This is a genomic window from Pseudomonas sp. ADAK13 (assembly GCF_012935715.1).
In the GTDB taxonomy this organism is placed as follows: Bacteria; Pseudomonadota; Gammaproteobacteria; order Pseudomonadales; family Pseudomonadaceae; genus Aquipseudomonas.
The window spans coordinates 5,307,679-5,325,596 of record NZ_CP052860.1 but is presented as its reverse complement, the minus strand read 5'-3'; the positions used below and the strand labels follow the sequence as shown (position 1 = coordinate 5,325,596).

16 protein-coding genes are annotated in these 17,918 nt (G+C 62.1%); 11 read left to right on the top strand and 5 right to left on the bottom strand.

Annotated features, from left to right (window positions below):
- Nucleotide 1 precedes the first annotated feature (1 nt).
- The gene (locus tag HKK54_RS24615) at nt 2-1,081 is read right to left on the bottom strand and encodes an ABC transporter substrate-binding protein (RefSeq protein WP_010173009.1); all 1,080 of its coding nucleotides are present in this window, start codon (nt 1,079-1,081) and stop codon (nt 2-4) included.
- Between the two features lie 451 nt (nt 1,082-1,532).
- Between HKK54_RS24615 and HKK54_RS24610 the strand changes: the two genes are divergently transcribed.
- Nucleotides 1,533-3,191: a nitrite/sulfite reductase gene (locus HKK54_RS24610; RefSeq protein WP_169388128.1), complete on the top strand. Its 1,659-nt coding sequence runs from the start codon at nt 1,533-1,535 to the stop codon at nt 3,189-3,191.
- Nucleotides 3,175-3,669, top strand: coding sequence for a DUF934 domain-containing protein (locus HKK54_RS24605; RefSeq protein WP_010173013.1), 495 nt, complete (start codon nt 3,175-3,177; stop codon nt 3,667-3,669). The genes HKK54_RS24610 and HKK54_RS24605 overlap by 17 nt, the downstream gene beginning before the upstream one ends.
- 56 nt (nt 3,670-3,725) lie before the next feature.
- Here HKK54_RS24605 and HKK54_RS24600 read toward each other — a convergent pair whose 3' ends face one another.
- On the bottom strand, nt 3,726-4,226 hold the full coding sequence (locus HKK54_RS24600; RefSeq protein WP_237150983.1) for a MarR family winged helix-turn-helix transcriptional regulator: 501 nt from the start codon (nt 4,224-4,226) through the stop codon (nt 3,726-3,728).
- Nucleotides 4,227-4,278: 52 nt separating this feature from the next.
- On the opposite strand from HKK54_RS24600, the gene HKK54_RS24595 reads away from it, so the two are divergent.
- Nucleotides 4,279-5,784, top strand: a complete 1,506-nt coding sequence (locus HKK54_RS24595) for an FAD-dependent oxidoreductase (RefSeq protein WP_169388126.1) — start codon at nt 4,279-4,281, stop codon at nt 5,782-5,784.
- An 8-nt stretch (nt 5,785-5,792) separates the two neighbouring features.
- Here the strand turns inward: HKK54_RS24595 and HKK54_RS24590 are convergent, their stop codons facing one another.
- Both HKK54_RS24590 and HKK54_RS24585 read right to left on the bottom strand, forming a co-directional pair.
- Complete coding sequence (locus HKK54_RS24590) at nt 5,793-7,439, bottom strand: SulP family inorganic anion transporter (RefSeq protein ID WP_169388125.1); 1,647 nt, start codon at nt 7,437-7,439, stop codon at nt 5,793-5,795.
- An 80-nt stretch (nt 7,440-7,519) separates the two neighbouring features.
- Nucleotides 7,520-8,797 carry a serine/threonine transporter gene (locus tag HKK54_RS24585; RefSeq protein ID WP_169388124.1) on the bottom strand — a complete coding sequence of 426 codons (1,278 nt, stop codon included), beginning with the start codon at nt 8,795-8,797 and terminating at the stop codon, nt 7,520-7,522.
- A 252-nt stretch (nt 8,798-9,049) separates the two neighbouring features.
- Here HKK54_RS24585 and HKK54_RS24580 point away from each other — a divergent pair, with 252 nt between their 5' ends.
- The 7 genes from HKK54_RS24580 (at nt 9,050) to HKK54_RS24550 (ending at nt 15,851) form a co-directional block, all read left to right on the top strand.
- On the top strand, nt 9,050-9,433 hold the full coding sequence (locus tag HKK54_RS24580) for a tautomerase family protein (RefSeq protein ID WP_169388123.1): 384 nt from the start codon (nt 9,050-9,052) through the stop codon (nt 9,431-9,433).
- Between the two features lie 52 nt (nt 9,434-9,485).
- Nucleotides 9,486-10,082: a TetR/AcrR family transcriptional regulator gene (locus HKK54_RS24575; protein ID WP_010173024.1), complete on the top strand. Its 597-nt coding sequence runs from the start codon at nt 9,486-9,488 to the stop codon at nt 10,080-10,082.
- 217 nt (nt 10,083-10,299) lie between these two features.
- On the top strand, nt 10,300-10,836 hold the full coding sequence (locus tag HKK54_RS24570) for a cysteine hydrolase family protein (protein ID WP_169388122.1): 537 nt from the start codon (nt 10,300-10,302) through the stop codon (nt 10,834-10,836).
- 132 nt (nt 10,837-10,968) lie between these two features.
- Nucleotides 10,969-11,919, top strand: coding sequence for a 2-hydroxyacid dehydrogenase (locus HKK54_RS24565; protein ID WP_010173028.1), 951 nt, complete (start codon nt 10,969-10,971; stop codon nt 11,917-11,919).
- A gap of 90 nt (nt 11,920-12,009) precedes the next feature.
- Entirely contained in the window at nt 12,010-13,866 is a 1,857-nt protein-coding gene (locus tag HKK54_RS24560) for a pilus assembly protein TadG-related protein (protein ID WP_169388121.1), read from the top strand.
- A 130-nt stretch (nt 13,867-13,996) separates the two neighbouring features.
- Entirely contained in the window at nt 13,997-15,064 is a 1,068-nt protein-coding gene (locus HKK54_RS24555) for a phosphotransferase family protein (RefSeq protein ID WP_169388120.1), read from the top strand.
- A 19-nt stretch (nt 15,065-15,083) separates the two neighbouring features.
- Nucleotides 15,084-15,851, top strand: coding sequence for an SDR family oxidoreductase (locus tag HKK54_RS24550; RefSeq protein ID WP_010173034.1), 768 nt, complete (start codon nt 15,084-15,086; stop codon nt 15,849-15,851).
- Here HKK54_RS24550 and HKK54_RS24545 read toward each other — a convergent pair whose 3' ends face one another.
- A complete protein-coding gene (locus tag HKK54_RS24545; protein WP_010173037.1) occupies nt 15,852-16,295 on the bottom strand; it encodes a carboxymuconolactone decarboxylase family protein in 444 nt (147 codons plus the stop codon). It abuts the gene before it with no gap.
- Nucleotides 16,296-16,457: 162 nt separating this feature from the next.
- On the opposite strand from HKK54_RS24545, the gene pdxR reads away from it, so the two are divergent.
- Nucleotides 16,458-17,891, top strand: coding sequence for a MocR-like pyridoxine biosynthesis transcription factor PdxR (gene pdxR, locus HKK54_RS24540; RefSeq protein ID WP_169388119.1), 1,434 nt, complete (start codon nt 16,458-16,460; stop codon nt 17,889-17,891).
- Nucleotides 17,892-17,918: the final 27 nt, after the last annotated feature.

Genomic DNA, 17,918 nt, shown 5'->3' with positions numbered 1-17,918 from the left:
GTCAGTGCATCAGCAATTGCAGGCTGAACGGGTAACGGTAGGTGGCTGGCTTGCCCTGGGCCGACAGCGCACGAAAATCCACACCGTAGTCCTCGCGCCCCTGCAACTGCAAAAGGCGCGTGGCGTGTGGTGGGTCAATCATTCGAAAGAGCCCGAGCCTGCGCTCACGCCCGCCGTACTGCGCCATGTCCAGCCCACGGGCATCGTCATGCAGCACCACCATCGCCCAACCGCCGAGGGTAAAGTGCCCGGCCACCAGCACACTCAGGCGTCCGTCAAGACGCGCCTGCAACGCTTCAGGCGAGCTGTTGACCGCGCTGAATAACACTTCCCTGCCCGGCGCTCGCCCGGCCTCCTTGAGTGCGTCCATCGCCCCCAACGCCATTTCGTCATTGGCCGACCACACCAACGCTGTCTGTGGGTAACGTTTGAAGAGCTGTGTGGCCTGGTCGAAGGCCCGCTGGCGGCTCCACTCGCCATACACCAACTGGCGCAGGCGCACCTGCGGGTTGTCGGCCAGGGCGCGCTGCAAACCCCGTTCACGCAGTTGAGCGGCAGGTGTGGTCTTGGCGCCGGAGAACGCAATCAGGTCGAGGGTCTGGCCAGGGGCGACAGGGCCATGCAGGCGCAACAGCTGCGTGAGCATCAGGTAGCCCGCCTCCTCGTCGTCGGCGACCATGCTGCCGATCCAGTTGGGGTACTTGCCCGCGCCGAGCAATTGGGTCTGATCGGCCGTCAGCGCGTTATTGACGATCAGCAGCTTGACCCCACTGCCCTCGGACAGGCGCAGGATCTGCGGGGCGATGTATTGCTCGTTGACCAGCACCAGGTAGTCCGGGCGCTGACTGCCCTGCAGCGCCTCGCGGGCTTGGGAAAGGGTAGTCTCGGGGTTGCGCTCGGAATAGCGCACACGCAAATCCAGGCCGAGGTCCCTGGCGGCGGCCTGCATGAATTGCGCGTAGCTGACCCAGAAGGTCTCGGTCGAATTGCCAGGGTTGAGAAACACCACCGATGTCGCCTGGGCAATGGCCCAGAACGGCATGCTCAGCACCAGCAAGCACTTGCAGAGAACCTTCAACATCGTTGCCTGAGCCCTTCGGAATGACAGCCCATGATAATGGCATCGGGCCGGTCAATCTCGGTTAATTGCCGATTGTCGGACAATCCAGCTCGGGTAACACCCCTTTATTGATGGCTGACCCAGAACACGGCAGTGGAAACCACCAGGATAATCAGGAACAAAATGGCCCAGGCATCGACACTGCTGTCACTTTTTCGGGCTTTGGTCGGATTGCTCATAGCATCGCCTCTTGTCGGTTTTATAGGTGATTGCACAAAGACACGAGCACAGTAAAGTTCATGATTGCCCGCATGACAAATGTGGGTATCGCGATAACGGTTCTCATTAGGCGTTTTGGTTATTTGCATATACTCAAACATCACTTTTGCGCATAAACGCAAACTGGTATCGTGCGCCGGCTCCGTTGGGAGTGCGCGGCCGTGCGCGCAGATTTGCCGAGAACAGGACCTATATGTACGTATACGACGAATACGATCAGCGCATCATCGAGGACCGCGTCAAGCAGTTCCGTGATCAGACCCGACGCTATCTGGCAGGTGAACTGAGCGAAGAAGAGTTCCGCCCTCTGCGCCTGCAAAATGGCCTTTATGTTCAGCGCTTTGCACCGATGCTGCGGGTTGCCGTGCCTTATGGCCAACTGACTTCCCGTCAGACGCGCATGATGGCCAAGATTGCCCGCGACTTCGACAAAGGCTACGCCCACATCAGTACCCGCCAGAACGTCCAGTTCAACTGGCCGGCCCTGGAAGACGTGCCGGACATCCTGGCTGAATTGGCCACCGTGCAGATGCACGCCATTCAGACCAGCGGTAACTGCCTGCGCAACGTGACCACCGACCAATTCGCCGGCGTTGCCGCTGACGAACTGATCGACCCGCGCCCGTGGTGTGAAATCGTCCGTCAATGGACCACCTTCCACCCGGAATTCGCCTACCTGCCGCGCAAGTTCAAGATCGCCATCAATGGCTCGACCTCGGACCGCGCCGCCATCGAAGTGCACGACATCGGCCTGGAGCCGGTGCATAACGCCGCTGGCGAACTGGGCTTCCGTGTGCTCGTCGGCGGTGGCCTTGGCCGTACGCCGGTGGTCGGTGCCTTCATCAACGAATTCCTGCCGTGGCAGGACCTGTTGAGCTACCTCGACGCGATCCTGCGGGTGTACAACCGCTATGGCCGTCGTGACAACAAGTACAAGGCCCGGATCAAGATCCTGGTGAAAGCGCTGACCCCTGAGGTGTTCGCCCAGAAAGTCGACGCCGAGATGGAACACCTGCGCGGCGGCCAGACCACCCTGACCGACGCCGAAGTGCATCGCGTCGCCAAGCATTTCGTCGACCCGGACTACAAGGCGCTGAGCAATCAGGACGCCGAGTTGGCCGAACTCGACCAGCAGCACCCAGGTTTCGCCCGCTGGCGCACCCGCAACACCCTGGCCCACAAAAAGCCGGGCTATGTGGCCGTGACCCTGTCGCTGAAACCTACCGGTGTTGCACCGGGTGACATCACCGACAAGCAACTGGACGGCGTCGCCGACCTGGCCGAGCGCTACAGCTTCGGCCAACTGCGCACCTCCCACGAGCAGAACATCATCCTCGCCGACGTTGAACAGTCTCAACTGTTCAACCTGTGGGGCGAGCTGCGCGAGCAGGGTTTTGCCACGCCGAACATCGGCCTGCTGACCGACATCATCTGCTGCCCGGGTGGCGACTTCTGCTCCCTGGCCAACGCCAAGTCGATCCCGATTGCCGAATCCATCCAGCGCCGTTTCGACGACCTGGACTACCTGTTCGACATCGGCGAGCTGGACCTGAACATCTCCGGTTGCATGAACGCCTGTGGTCACCACCACGTCGGCCACATCGGCATCCTGGGCGTGGACAAGAAAGGCGAAGAATTCTACCAAGTGTCCCTGGGTGGCAGCGCCAGCCGCGATGCGAGCCTGGGCAAGATCCTCGGCCCGTCCTTCGCCCAGGAAGCCATGCCTGACGTGATCGGCAAGCTGATCGACGTGTACGTTGAACAGCGCACCGAAGATGAGCGTTTCATCGACACCTACCAGCGCATCGGCATTGACCTGTTCAAGGAGCGCGTCTATGCAGCGAATCATTAAGAACAACGAAGTCGTCGACGAAACCTGGCACCTGCTGCCCAAGGATGCGAGTTTCGATGGCATCTCCAACTGCGACGACCTGATCGTGCCGCTGGCCCTGTGGCGCGAGCACGCTCACGCCCTGAAAGCCCGCGACGGCGGCCTGGGCGTGTGGCTGGATGCCGATGAAGAAGCCGAAGAGATCGGTGATGACGTGGAGCATTTCCAGGTGATCGCCCTGAACTTCCCGGCCTTCACCGACGGTCGCAACTACTCCAATGCCCGCCTGCTGCGTGACCGCTACGGTTACAAGGCCGAGTTGCGGGCAATTGGCGACGTGCTGCGCGACCAACTGTTCTACCTGCGCCGCTGCGGGTTCGATGCCTTCGCCTTGCGCGCCGACAAAGACCCGTACGAAGCACTGGAAAGCCTCAAGGATTTCTCGGTGACGTACCAGGCTGCAACGGATGAACCGCTGCCGTTGTTCCGCCGCCGGTAACCGCTGGAAGCCGTCTGAATACCCCTCATTGAGGGGTATTTTTTTGCCCGGGTTTTCTATTCGCTCTCCAGACTGAGCGTGACCAGCGCATCGTCGTTGAGGTCGGCGGCAAACTTGCCCATCAGCCGCACCAGGTCATCAATATCCTGCTGCTCCCAGTTGGCGAAGATAGCCATGCCCATGCGGGTCCGCGCCTCATCCACCCGATCCGTCATCGCCTTGCCCTCTGGGGTGATAACCGACTCGCGCACCCGGCGGTCCTTGGCGCTTTCCTGGCGGTCGACCAGGCCAAGGCTCTCCAGCTTCGCCACTTGGCGGCTGACCGTGGTGTAGTCGCGCCCCACGCGGTCGGCCAACTCCACAACGCCGATCGGCCCCAACCGCTCCACCAGCACCACCAGCGGAAACAGGGCCCGATCGAGGGCTATCCCGGCCTCGCGGACCATCACTTCGTCGCGCTGGGGGCGGTTCATCGCGCCGACAATTTCAATCAGCGCCCCGTGAAGCTCGCGAATCTGACGACCAATAGGTGTATTTTGCACGTTTTCTGTTGACACGGATTTTTCCTTGCTCAAATATATGTGCATATTACATATAAAGGCGATCCAGATGAAACAGCAATGCGCAGTCGACGTTCTGATTTGTGGTGCGGGTGCAGCCGGTTTGACCCTGGCGATCGAGCTGGCGCGACGGGGGGTGTCCTTCCGGCTGATCGAAAAAGCGCCCTCGCCGTTCCATGGCTCACGGGGCAAGGGCATTCAACCCCGGACCCAGGAAATCTTCGAAGACCTCGGCATTCTCGACCGCATCATCGACGCGGGCGACGTCTACCCGCCCGAGCGGCGATACAACGCAGACGGCAGCCACACAGACGCCAAGGTGGTCGAGCAGTCCGAGCCGACGCCAGCGGAGCCCTATCAGCAGCCCTTGATGCTGGCGCAGTTCCTGACCGAAGGGCTGATGCGCGATCGCCTGCTGGAACTGGGGCACCGCCCGGAGTTTGGCTGCGAGCTGGTGGGCTTCGAGCAGGACAGCCAGGGCGTGACCGCACATCTGGCCGGCCATGACGGCGAACACACCCTTCACGCGCGTTGGCTCGTTGGCGCAGACGGTGGCCGCAGTGTGGTACGGCGCACGCTGGATATCGGGTTTCCCGGGCAAACCCTCGGCGTTCGCGCCATCGTGGCCGACGTTGCAATGACCGGCCTGTCACGGGACTACTGGCACCGGTTCAGCAATGAGTGCATGACAACGCAGATCGCAATCTGCCCATTGGCGGGGACCGAGCTGTTTCAGATACAGGCGCCGATTCCACTGGACGCAGACGTTGACCTCAGTGCCGAAGGGCTCATGACCATGGTGGCGCAGCGCACAGGTCGGCAGGACATTCACATCCAGTCCGTCTCCTGGGCGTCGGCCTACACGATGAATGCGCGGCTCGCCGACCGCTATCGCGTCGGGCAGGTGTTTCTCATCGGGGACGCCGCGCACATTCACCCGCCAACCGGGGGCCAGGGCCTCAATACCAGCGTGCAGGATGCCTACAACCTGGGCTGGAAGCTGGCAGCGGTCATTGCCGGTGCGCCCGACGCATTGCTCGACACCTATGAGGAAGAGCGGCGGCCTGTGGCTGCGTCGATGCTCGGCCTGTCGACCAAGCTGCTGGACGGGATGAAAAACGGCGACATGCGTCGTGGCCGCGAGGTGCACCAACTCGATATCGGGTATCCCCACTCCAGCCTTGCGCTGCAACCGGCAGAACGTGACGGCCGCTTGCTCGCCGGCGACCGGGCACCCGATGCAACGGTCCGGGACGCCGCGGGTCATTCGTCCCGGCTATTCAACCTGTTCCAGGGCACGCATTGGACGTTGCTGGGCTACGAGGTGAAGCGCGGGTCGTTGAAGCCTGGTCCTGGCCTGCATATCCATCGCTTCGGGCCAGGCGCCGACCTGGTGGATGATCAACGACAGTTCAATGACGCTTACAACCTCGACCGTGGCGAATGGGTGCTGGTGCGCCCGGATGGCTATGTCGGTGCGATCGTCACGGACGACGGCCTTGAGGCACTGCAAGGCTACCTCGCCCAAGTGGGGATCAGCGCCGAGACGTTTTAGTTTCGAACTCAAGCAGTTGGCTGCAAGGCCAACTGCACCGCGCCATCCACACTCAACCCGCTGATCAGCACTTGGGGCGCGCACGCTTCAGGCAGCGTCTGCAACACTTCCTGCGCCTCATGCCGCACGCGGGCCAGCACCAGGCACTTGCCCTCGCCTTGCACCTGCACGAAAAACGCCTGCAGCGCCTCGATACTGGTGCCGTCCAGGTCCGGTGATTCCTCCAGGCTCAGCACCACGGTATGAACCGGCGACGACACCCGCCGCATCAGATGCAACACGGCGCCCAGCACGCGCTCGGCATTCGCGAAAAACAGCGCTTCGCTGGGCCGTACGATCAGCACGCCCGAAATCCGTTCGGCGCCGGGATGATGTTGCAGGTCGACAAAATCATGCCCGCCATCGATGCGCCCCAGCTCACGGACATCCGCCGACGACATCTGGCGCAGCATCAACACTACGCTGATCCCCACCGCCACCAACAGCCCGTCCAGCACCCCAAGCACCAATACCGCGGCCACCGCGCAGATCACCAGCAATCGGTCGCGGCGCCAGGAGAAATAGCGGCCCAGGGGTTGCAGGCTCAAGCCACGGCCCAAGGCATAGATGACGATGGCCGCGAGTACCGGTTCCGGCGTCAATGCCACCAGCGGCAGCACTGTCAGCACGATGGCCAACACCACCAGCGCCGCCACCGCTCCCGCCAGCCGGGAGTTGGCGCCCGCCGCTTCATTGGCCGATGTCGCCGAATAACCGGCTCCGGTGGGCATGCCCTGAAACAACCCGGACAGCAGGTTGGCCGCCCCCAGCGCCAGCAAGTCGCGGTTGGAGGACACCCGGTCGCCATGCTTGAGGGCGAACGAGCTGATGGAGCCGTAGGACTCGGCGTAAAGAATCATCACCATGGCAAACGCCAGCTCGCCCAGGCGCAGCCAGTCGGCAAACGGCAACACCGGCAGGCTTGCCAGTTCCAGACGCAAGTCGATCACGCCGATCAACGCCACGCCATGGGCTTGCAAGTCCAGCCACTGGCCGGCGGCAATCCCGAGAACCACCACCAGCAACCCGCCCGGCAAGCGCTGGACACGCGCGCACAGCCACAGCAGCAGCAAGGCGACACCCGCCACGGCAGCCGCTGCCCAGTTCCAGTGAGGCAGTTGTTCCAGTAGCTGGGGCAGGAAGCGAATCAGGTTGTTGTCGGTCAGGTGTACACCGACCACGCTGGCCAACTGTTTGAGGATGATCGTCAGCGCCAGGCCGAAGGCAAAGCCACGCAGCACCGGCTTGGCGATAAACGAGGTCAGGCCGCCCAGCTTGAGCAACCCGGCCAGCAGGAAAAAGGCTCCGGTCACCAGCACCAGGCCCATCGCCAGGCTTAGCCGCAGCGTCGGATCATCCCCGGCCAACGTCGCGGTCGCCGCCGCCAGAACAGCGGCCGAAGACGATGTGGCAGAGACAATCGCAAAACGGCTGGTGCCAAACAGGCCGTAGCACAGCAACCCGGCAAACAAGGCGATCACGCCCGCCTGGGGCGGCAACGCAGCGATGCTGGAATAGGCCACGGCCTCAGGCAGCAGCAGGCCGGCGATGGACAGGCCGGCCAGCAAGTCTTGTGCGCGGTTCGGCGCGGTGTTGCTCTCAGGCGTGGTGATCAATCCTTAATTCCCTGGCAAAAAAAACGGCCAATCCGCAGTCTGCGAATTGGCCGTGATCATTGCATTGAAACGGGGTGCTGTCAGGACACCAACGAGTAAATCAGCGCGGTAATCGCCACCAGGCCCACCGCCGTCACAAACACGTTGGACGCCTGGCCACGGTACTTGGCCATGGCCGGTACCTTGCGGATCGCGTACATCGGCATCAGGAACAGGATCGACGCAATGATCGGCCCGCCCAGGGTCTCGATCATGCCGAGGATGCTCGGGTTCAGGGTGGCGACAATCCAGCACACCACCAGCATGAATGCGGCGGTCATGCGGTCCAGGGTCTTGGCCGCCGGGCGACGGCCACTTTTGAGCACCAGGCCCTTGAGGCCTTCACTGGCGCCGATGTAATGGCCCAGGAACGACTTGGCAATCGCGACAAAGGCGATCAGCGGCGCGGCGAACGCGATGGTCGGGTTGCTGAAGTGATTGGCCAGGTACGACAGGATCGACAGGTTCTGCGCCTTGGCTTCGGCCAATTGTGCGGGCGACAGGGTCAACACGCAGCTGAACACGAAGAACAGCACCATCACCACCATCAGGATGTGCGCCCGGGACAGGATCTGCGAGCTGCGCTCCTCGGCGTGTTCCCCGTACTGGCGCTTCTGGTCCACCGCAAAGGCCGAGATGATCGGCGAGTGGTTGAACGAGAACACCATCACCGGAATCGCCAGCCACAGGGTGTGCAGCAGTGCCGAAGGCGCCGGCACGGTACTGGCGGTGCTGAGGATGCCACCGTTCCAGTGCGGCACCAGGTACACGGCGAGGAACAGCAAGGCAACGATAAACGGATACACCATCAGGCTCATGGCCTTGACGATCACCTGCTCGCCGCAACGCACCACGGCCAGCAGGCCGAGGATCAGCACCAGCGACAGGATCGCCCGGGGCGGCGGCGCAATGTGCAGTTGATGCTCCATGAAGCTGCCGACGGTATTGGTCAGCGCCACGCTGTAGATCAGCAGGATCGGGAAGATCGCGAAGAAGTACAGCAAGGTGATCGCGGCACCGGCCTTGAGGCCGAAATGTTCCTCGACCACGTCGGTGATGTCCGAACCTTCACGGCCCGAGAGTACAAAGCGGGTCAGGCCACGGTGAGCGAAAAACGTCATCGGGAACGCCAGCACCGCCAGGATCAGCAGCGGCCAGAAACCGCCAAGGCCCGCGTTGATAGGCAGGAACAAGGTGCCGGCGCCGATGGCCGTACCGAACAGGCCGAGCATCCAGGTGGTGTCCTGGCGGCTCCAGCTTGTGAGGGTTGCAGGTGTCGTTGCGTAGCGTTCGTCGACGCTATTGGCCTGATCATTCATCCGTTCGGATCTCCGCATTCACTCGGCCTGGACGAGTCAGAAAAACCTGACAGGCAGCGCCCAGACCGAAACAGGGGCGCGATTGTCCGGGATTCGCTTGAATAAGCAAAGACTTAGCTGAGGAATGGTTGTGAGGTGCAGAGGCTTGAAGGTGATTTTTACGCCCTGCGTTTTACATTTCATAAGAAATCTATTTTATAAATGCCTGTCGTCATGTATTTTTAGGCCACGTCTCTCACTGGAATCACTGCCATGCCAATCGTGCGCATCGACCTGCGGAAAAACCCCGACGTCACCTACGCCAAACGCGTCGGTGTGCTGATCTACAACGCCATGCACACGGCGATCGGCGTGCCTGAACACGACAACTTCCAGATCCTCACCGAGCACGATGAACACCACTTCATCTATGACCCGGAGTACCTGGGCATCCAGCGCACCGACAACCTGGTGATCATCCAGATCACCCTGAACGAAGGCCGCAGCACCGAGCAGAAAAAACTGCTGTACAAGACCATCGCCGACAGTCTGAACCGTGAACTGGCGGTACGCCTGGAAGACGTGTTTATCAGCCTGGTGGAGGTCAAGAAGGAAAACTGGTCGTTCGGCAACGGGATTGCGCAGTACGCCAGCTAAACGTTTTATGATGCCGCCCATTCCTGCCACAACCTGATCCAGAGAGCCTTCGATGCCACGCGTGTCCCGCAAACAAGCCGAACTCAATCGCGAAATCATCGTCGAGGCTGCCACGCGGCTGTTTCGTGAACGGGGCATCCATGGCATCAGCGTATCGGACGTGATGGCAGCGGCCGGCCTGACCCATGGCGGTTTCTACGGGCACTTCGAGTCCCGCGAGGCGCTGGCCACGGAAGCCTGCAGCCGGGCGTTCGAACAATCGGGCCTGCGCTGGCAGGCCAGGGTCGAGCAAAGCCCTGACCCCGAGACTGCGCGCCTGGCGCTGATCGATCCGTACCTCACGGCCACAAACCGTGACAATCCCGGGTCCAGTTGCCCGGTGGCAGCGTTTGCCGGGGAAATGTGCCACGAAGCGCCCGACAGCGCGCTGCAGCGCAGCTTTATCCAGGGCTTTGAAGCGTCCATGGGGATCCTGGCCGCGACCCAGGCGACCGGAACACCCGAAGGTGACCGGCAGGCTGCCATTGCCCAGTACACGATGATGGTCGGCGCCCTGACCCTGGCTCGTGCGACCAAGGGCAACAGCCTGTCCGATGAATTTCTGGATGCCGCAAGAAATCTCCTGATCCCGGAAAAAAACCTCGGCTGACGCGTTGACAGCCAAACGCCAACGCCAGCATGATCGGCCCATGAACCTTATTCAGCAGGCCCTCACCCGCACCACCACCACGACCGCTTATGGCGGGTCGTGTGGTAGCTGTGAGTGGCGCGCAAACTAAGCCACCCGGATTTACCCAAGGCCCCGCCAGCAATGGACGGGGCCTTTTTATTGCTCCGCCCGTCTGGCAACTACAAGGAGCAACACCATGCCTGAAGCCAAGCGCCCCGCCCTGCTGGTCATCGACATGCAGACAGGTCTGTACGATGGCCCGGAAAAACCCTACGAGCGCCAACGCGTACTCGACACCATCAACTCATTGATTCAGCGAGCCCGCCTCGGCGGTGTACCGATTTTCGCCGCGCGTCACACCGGCCCGGCGGGTTCACCCATCGAGTCGGGCAGCCCGTCCTGGCAGCTATGGCCGGCACTGGAGGTCGATGAAGCCCGCGACACGGTGTTCGACAAATCTCGACCCAGCTGTTTCCTCGACACCGGGCTGGCGCAACAACTGGCGGCGGCACAGGTGAATGAGCTGGTGATCGTCGGGATGAAAACCCAGTACTGCATCGACACAACATGCCGGGTTGCCGTCGAACTGGGGTTCTCGGTGGTACTGCCGGAGGATGGCCACACGTGCATGGACACGCCGGCGTTACCGGCCAAGGCGATTATTGAGCATCACAACGCCACGTTGGCTGGGGCGTTTGTGAAGCGTGTGAAGGCGGCAGATATCTGCTTCTAACGTCCCCTCTGTAGCGCGCCGCCGGAGCACTAATCCCCGGCGGGCGTCGGATTTTTCTTCACCTGACGCAGGATTCATACCGGCAAAATGTCGCATACTGAATCCCTCAAACCCTTCAGGAAGAGCCCTCGCATGCCCGTTACCGTTCTGGTCCTGGTTGAAACCATCAACGACTACCTGCCGATCATCGAAGGCAACGGCTTTCACGTGATCCTCGCGCCAACCCCCGCCGAACGCGCCAAGGCGATCAAGACCCATGGTGGGCAGATCCAGGCCGTGCTGACCCGTGGCCCATTGGGCCTGTACGCCGAGGAAATCGCCGCGCTGCCGGCGCTGGAGATCATCTGTGTGATCGGCGCCGGTTATGAACATGTAGACCTGCAAGCCGCCAGCAACCGGGGCATTGTGGTCACCAATGGCGCCGGCGTGAATGCGCCGTCGGTGGCCGACCATGCCATGGCCCTGTTGCTCTCGCTGGTGCGTGACATTCCCCGGGCAGACGCGGCGATACGGCGCAGCGAATGGCCCAAGGTGATGCGCCCTTCCCTGGCCGGCAAACAGTTGGGCATTCTCGGGCTGGGCGCCGTGGGCCTGGAGATCGCCAAACGCGCGGCCCTGGGGTTTGGCATGGAGGTGAGTTATCACAACCGCCAGCCCCGCGATGATGTGGACTACACCTACTGCGCCACCGCCGTAGAACTGGCGCGGGCCTCGGACTTTCTGATCCTGGCCACGCCGGGCGGCGCCAGCACGCGCCATTTGATCGACCGCCAGGCCCTCGACGCGCTGGGGCCCAACGGCTTCCTGGTGAACATTGGCCGCGGCAGCGTGGTGGTCACCGCCGACCTGATTACCGCCCTGGAGCAACGCCGCATCGGCGGCGCGGCACTGGATGTGTTCGACGATGAACCCAAAGTACCGGACGCCCTCAAGCACCTCAGCAACACCGTGCTCACGCCCCACGTCGCCGGCCTGTCACCGGAGGCGGCCCATGACACTGTGCAGCGCGTAGCGGACAACCTGCTGGAATACTTTGCTGGCCGCCCCGTGCTGACGCCCGTGATATTGCCGCCCAAAAAATAATGGCCAGTAGCCAGCAATCATCCAAATCCTGACTACACTGCCTGCGGGGATGCTCAGGACGCCGGTACTGGACCGGCGAAGGAACGCAGGATGGTTTGCCATGGACCCGGCCCAACGCGCCAACGCGGCGCGATAGGACTGATGGGCGCGATGACCCTCGGGATCGCGCTGTTATTCTTGTTGCTGGTGGTCGACAGCGGCCGGCTGTACCTGGAAAAGCGCAAGTTGCAACGCGTGGCCGACACCGCAGCGCTGGAGGTGGTGACTCGCGGCGGCGCTTGCATCACGCCGAATACCAACGCCGCACAATTCGCCATCCAAAGCGCGGCCCGCAATGACTTCCCGATCGACAACAACCGTTCCCTCAGCACCGCCTGTGGCACCCTGGTGACCGGGGCTGACTTCATGCGTGCCTTCAGCCCCAACCCCTCCAAGGCCGATGCGATTCAGGTCATCGCCACTCATCGCGTGGCCACCAGCATCGCCAACGGCCTCTTCATGTTGTTCTCCCCGGGAGCGTTCGACCCGACGATCCAATTGCGCGCCGTGGCCGTGGCCGCAGTACCCGCGCCACCGGTGGCCGTGCTGACCATCCGCAGCACGCTATTGACCGTGGACAGCACCAAGTCCGCAGCGCTCAACGCCTTGATCGGTGGGCTGCTGGGGGGCAAGTTGCAGCTCGACGCATTGGGCTGGGAGGGTTTGATCAAGGCCAATATCAACCTGCTCGGTTACCTGGACGCCCTGGCGATTCGGCTTAACGTCAGCGCGGGCAATTACGACGAACTGCTCAAGACCGACGCCAGCGTCGGCGATTTGATCCAGGCCGCGATTGATGTGCTCAAGCTGGGGGGCGATGCGGTCAAGGTGGTGATCAATAACCTGGAGGCAATCAAGCTGATTGCCCCCGGCACGAAGATCCTGCACCTGGGCGACTTGCTGACCATCCAGAACGGCACCGACAAGAGCGCCCTGGACGTCAACCTGCAACTGTTCAATCTGATTCAGGGGTTTGTGCAACTGTCGAACAAGTACAACGCCGTGGCGGTGGAGTTGCCGATCGATGTATTGGGCCTGCTGAATATCACGGTCAAGACCAAGGTGATTGAACCGGCGCAGGTTTCCGCCATTGGCAATCCCAAGCTGATCGCCACCCAGCCGATCTATGTCAGGACCGCGCAAGTCAGGACGTTGATCTCGGTGAACTTGCCCGTGGTCGGCGTGCTGAACGATGTGGTAGGCGGGGTGACAGGCCTGCTGGGGCTGTTATTGGGCAGCTCCCTGGACGCAAAAATCGGTACCAAGCTCGACGTGGCCCTGGAAGCAGCCAGCGGCAGCAGCGAGGTGACTGGCTATCGCTGCAATGGGCCTGCGGACAAATCGTTGTCGGTGGTGGGCACTACTTCTGCCGTACGGTTGATGGTCGGCCAGATCGACCCGAAAAACCTGTTCTCCTCCAGCGTCCCGCTAAGCGTCGACGAGTTCCCATTGCTCGACCTGGGCATACAAACCTGCAGCAAGGGCGTCTGCGACCCTCGGCAACCCTATGCCGTCGGCGGCATCAGCCTGAGAGTCGACAGCAGCGTGGCCAAGACCACCCGCAACCACACCTACGCGTCGCCACCCGAGGTGAAGCAGCCCCCCGCCTACTTCAGTTTCAGTTCCAGCAACGTGGTCGGCAGCTTGAGCAACACCCTCAGTGGCATCCAACTGATCAACCATCCACCCACGCAGGGCGGGCTTTTGGGGTTGGTGCTGAACCTGGTGGTCGGCCTGGTGACGGGCGTACTCAATCTCCTCACCGGCATTATCTCCAGCGTGCTCAGCCCACTCCTCGACCCGCTGGTCAACAACCTGCTCGCCGGCCTGGGCATCGACCTGGCAAAAGTCGAGATCGGTGCCAACCTGTCCTGCAACCCCAGCGGGCGTGCAATTCTGGTGATCTGAGCACATCAAGCCCGCTGATCATCGGCCAACACGCTAACCTATTAAGCCGCCTCAACCTTGTGGCGTGGCGGCTGCGCGCATTAGATTAGCCAATAGTCCAAGGCCTTAAGAATAAGCAGAAGGGATAAGCATGGCGCTTAATGACCAATCGACCCAGATTCGCCCCGGCGAAGAACTTGATGCCAGCCTCATCGATCCCTACCTCAAGGCCCATATTCCGGGCTTGAGCGGCAGCGTCAAGATCAGCCAGTTCCCGGGAGGCGCCTCCAACCTCACGTATCTGCTGGAATACCCCGGCCAGGAATTCGTGCTGCGTCGCCCACCCTTTGGCCACAAGGCCAAGTCCGCCCACGACATGGGCCGCGAATACCGGATTCTCAACCAGCTCAAGGACGGGTTCCCGTACTGCCCCAAGGCCTACGTGCACTGCACCGACGAGTCGGTGATCGGTGCCGAGTTCTATGTGATGGAGCGCGTCAACGGCATCATCCTGCGCTCCGACCTGCCGCCCGAGCTGGGCCTGGATGCGACGAAAACCGAAGCCCTGTGCAAAAGCTTTATCGACAAGTTCGTCGAGCTGCACCAGGTGGACTACACCGCCTGCGGCCTGGCCGACCTGGGCAAGCCTGACGGCTACGTGGAACGGCAGATTCGCGGCTGGAGCGACCGCTACGAGAAAGCCCTGACCCCCGACGCGCCAAGCTGGGAAGCGGTACGTGCCTGGCTCAACGACAAGATGCCGGCCGATCACCCCACCTCGAGCATCGTCCACAACGACTACCGCTTCGACAACGTGATCCTCGACCCGCATAACCCGATGCAGATCATCGGTGTGCTGGACTGGGAACTGACCACCCTCGGCGACCCGCTGATGGACCTGGGCAACACCCTCGCCTACTGGATCGAAGCGGCCGACCCGGCGCCGGTACAACTGATGCGGCGCCAGCCGAGCAACGCCCCCGGCATGCTCACCCGCCGCCAGTTCGTCGACTACTACGCCGAGCGCTCCGGGATCCGGATCGACAACTTCGACTTCTACTACACCTACGGCCTGTTCCGCCTGGCCGGCATCGTGCAGCAGATCTACTACCGCTTCTTCCATGGCCAGACCCAGGACAAACGCTTTGCACAGTTCATTCACATGAACAAGCTGCTGGAGCAGATGAGCCTGAATGTCATCAAACAGTCTTCCCTCTGACCCTCTTCAAGGAAAAACCATGTCCAAGACTCAACTGTTCGACCTCGACGGCAAGATCGCTTTCGTTTCCGGCGCCAGCCGCGGTATCGGTGAGGCCATCGCCAAGTTGCTCGCCCAGCAAGGCGCCCACGTGATCGTGTCGAGCCGCAAGATCGACGGCTGCCAGCACGTGGCCGACGCGATCATCGCCGACGGCGGCAAGGCCACGGCCATTGCCTGCCACATTGGTGAAATGGAGCAGATCACCAGCGTGTTTGCCGCGATCCGCGAACAGTTCGGCCGCCTGGATATCCTGGTCAACAACGCCGCCACCAACCCGCAGTTCTGCAACGTGCTGGACACCGACCTCGGCGCGTTCCAGAAGACCGTCGACGTGAACATTCGCGGCTACTTCTTCATGTCGGTGGAAGCCGGCAAGCTGATGCGCGAGAACGGCGGCGGCAGCATCATCAACGTGGCGTCGATCAACGGGATTTCGCCGGGCGTGTTCCAGGGCATCTACTCGGTGACCAAAGCCGCCGTGATCAACATGACCAAGGTCTTCGCCAAGGAATGCGCGCCGTTCGGCATTCGTTGCAACGCGCTGCTGCCGGGCCTGACCGACACCAAGTTCGCCTCGGCGCTGGTGAAAAACGACTCGATCCTGAAAATGGCCCTGGCCCAGATTCCCCTCAAGCGCGTGGCCGACCCGAGCGAAATGGCCGGCGCGGTGCTGTACCTGGCCAGTGACGCATCAAGCTACACCACGGGCATTTCGCTGAACGTGGACGGTGGTTTCCTGTCCTGATCAATCGTTCGGCGGTTGCTGGCGAAACCCTACGGCCAGGCGGTTCCAGGCACTGATACTGGACACCGCCATGGTCAGGTCCACCAGCTCCTGCTCGCTGAATTCCACGCGCATCGCCGCGAATAATTCGTCCGGCACACGGGAGGTCGGCAGCGTAGCCACCGACTCGCTCCAGGCCAGGGCAGCCTTCTCCCTCGGGTTAAAAAACGGCGAGTCTCGCCACACGCACAATGCGAACAGCCGCCGCTCACTCTCCCCGCGCTGACGAGCCGCCATCGAGTGCATGTCCGTGCAGAATCCGCATTGATTGAGCTGCGAAACGCGGATCCTGATCAGCTCCAGCAAGGGCTTTTCGATGGACAAGCCAAAGGTCGCCGCTTCCAGCATCAGCATACCCTTGAGCGCTTGTGGCGAGGCGGTGTAGTAATCCAGGCGAGCTTCCATCGGTATGGCCCCAGTGGCAAATGCAATGACGGCCCAGCCTAAAGGCCGCGCGGCATAAGGCCTATAGCCAAATGACCGGTTTATGAGGGGACCATTTTGGCGATACCGGGCCGCGACGGTTACGGGTAACCTTGCCAGGGATCGATCGCCTCTGGATGAAACATGGAACTGCACGTCGTCATCAACGGCCGCAAGGATCTGGCCGAACAGCTTTACCAGCAACTGCGCGCGGCCATTGAGTCGGGACAACTGGCGGCCGGCGCGCAGCTGCCACCCAGCCGGCTGTTGGCCGAGCAATTGGGCGTGTCACGCAAGACGGTGTCCGACACCTACGCCACGCTGACCTACGAAGGCCTGCTGGTGGGCAAGATCGGCCGTGGCACCTTCGTCAACGCCCGGGCGCCGCGCTCCGAGCGTTTGCAAACCGCTACAGACCTGGCCTGTGCCGCCAACCTCGCCAAGTGGCAATCACTGCCCTCCCCCATGCGCCACCCGACCCGGGACGGCACCTTGCGTTGTGAGTTTATCGGGGGCGCCACCACCCGCAGCCAGTTCCCCCAGGAAGAATGGCGCCGCTGCACCCAGGACGCCTTGCGCCGCATCGCCCAGAACAGCGGTTACTACAGCCAGCCTGAGGGCTTGCCGGCCTTGCGCAATGCGATCGCCGGGCATATTGCGTTTTCCCGCGGGGTCAAATGCCGGGATGCCGACATCGTGGTCACCAACGGCGCCCAGCAGGCGCTGGACCTGATCGCCCGCGTGGTACTCGAACCGGGAAGCATCGTAGCCATGGAAGACCCCGGCTACACCCCGGCGCGGCTGATGTTCAACGCCGTGGGCGCCACGGTAGTCGGCGTGCCGGTCGACGAACAGGGCATCCAGGTTGAACGGATTCCCGACGGCACCCGGCTGATCTATGTGACGCCGTCCCACCAGTTCCCCCTCGGCATGCCCATGAGCCTGGCGCGTCGCGAGGCCTTGCTGGCGCGGGCGTTCGAGCTGGGCGCGATCATCATCGAAGACGACTACGACAGCGAATTCCGCTACGAGGGTCGCCCTACGGACTCGCTGCAAAGCATGGACACCCGGGGGGTGGTCACCTACGTCGGGACCTTCTCGAAAACCCTGTTGCCGGAACTGCGCCTGGGCTACGCCGTGCTGCCTCCGGCGATTTTTGGCGCGGTGCTCAAGGCCAAGCAACTCACCGACCAACACAGCTCCACCCTGCCGCAGTGGGCCCTGGCCAAGTTCATCAGCGAAGGTTATCTGCTCAAGCATATTCGTCGCTGCCATACCGTGTACGCGGGACGCCGGGAGCGCATTCTCAAGCGCCTGGCCGGTGACCTGTCGCCGTGGTTCGAAACGGTGCCCACCGTGGCCGGGTTCCATATGGCCGCGCTGTGCAAGGTGCCGGTGAATATCCCACTGCTGATGGAGTTGGCCCGCAAGGTCGAAGTCGGCCTGTACCCGTTGAGTGTGTTCTTCCATGACGCCCCGGTACGCGACGGGTTGATCATTGGTTTCGGCGCCATTGAAACCCTGGATATCGACCCGGCGCTGGACAAGGTGCGCGACATCCTGCAAGAGATTGGCTGAGGGATTTTCCGGCGGATTGGTTATTGG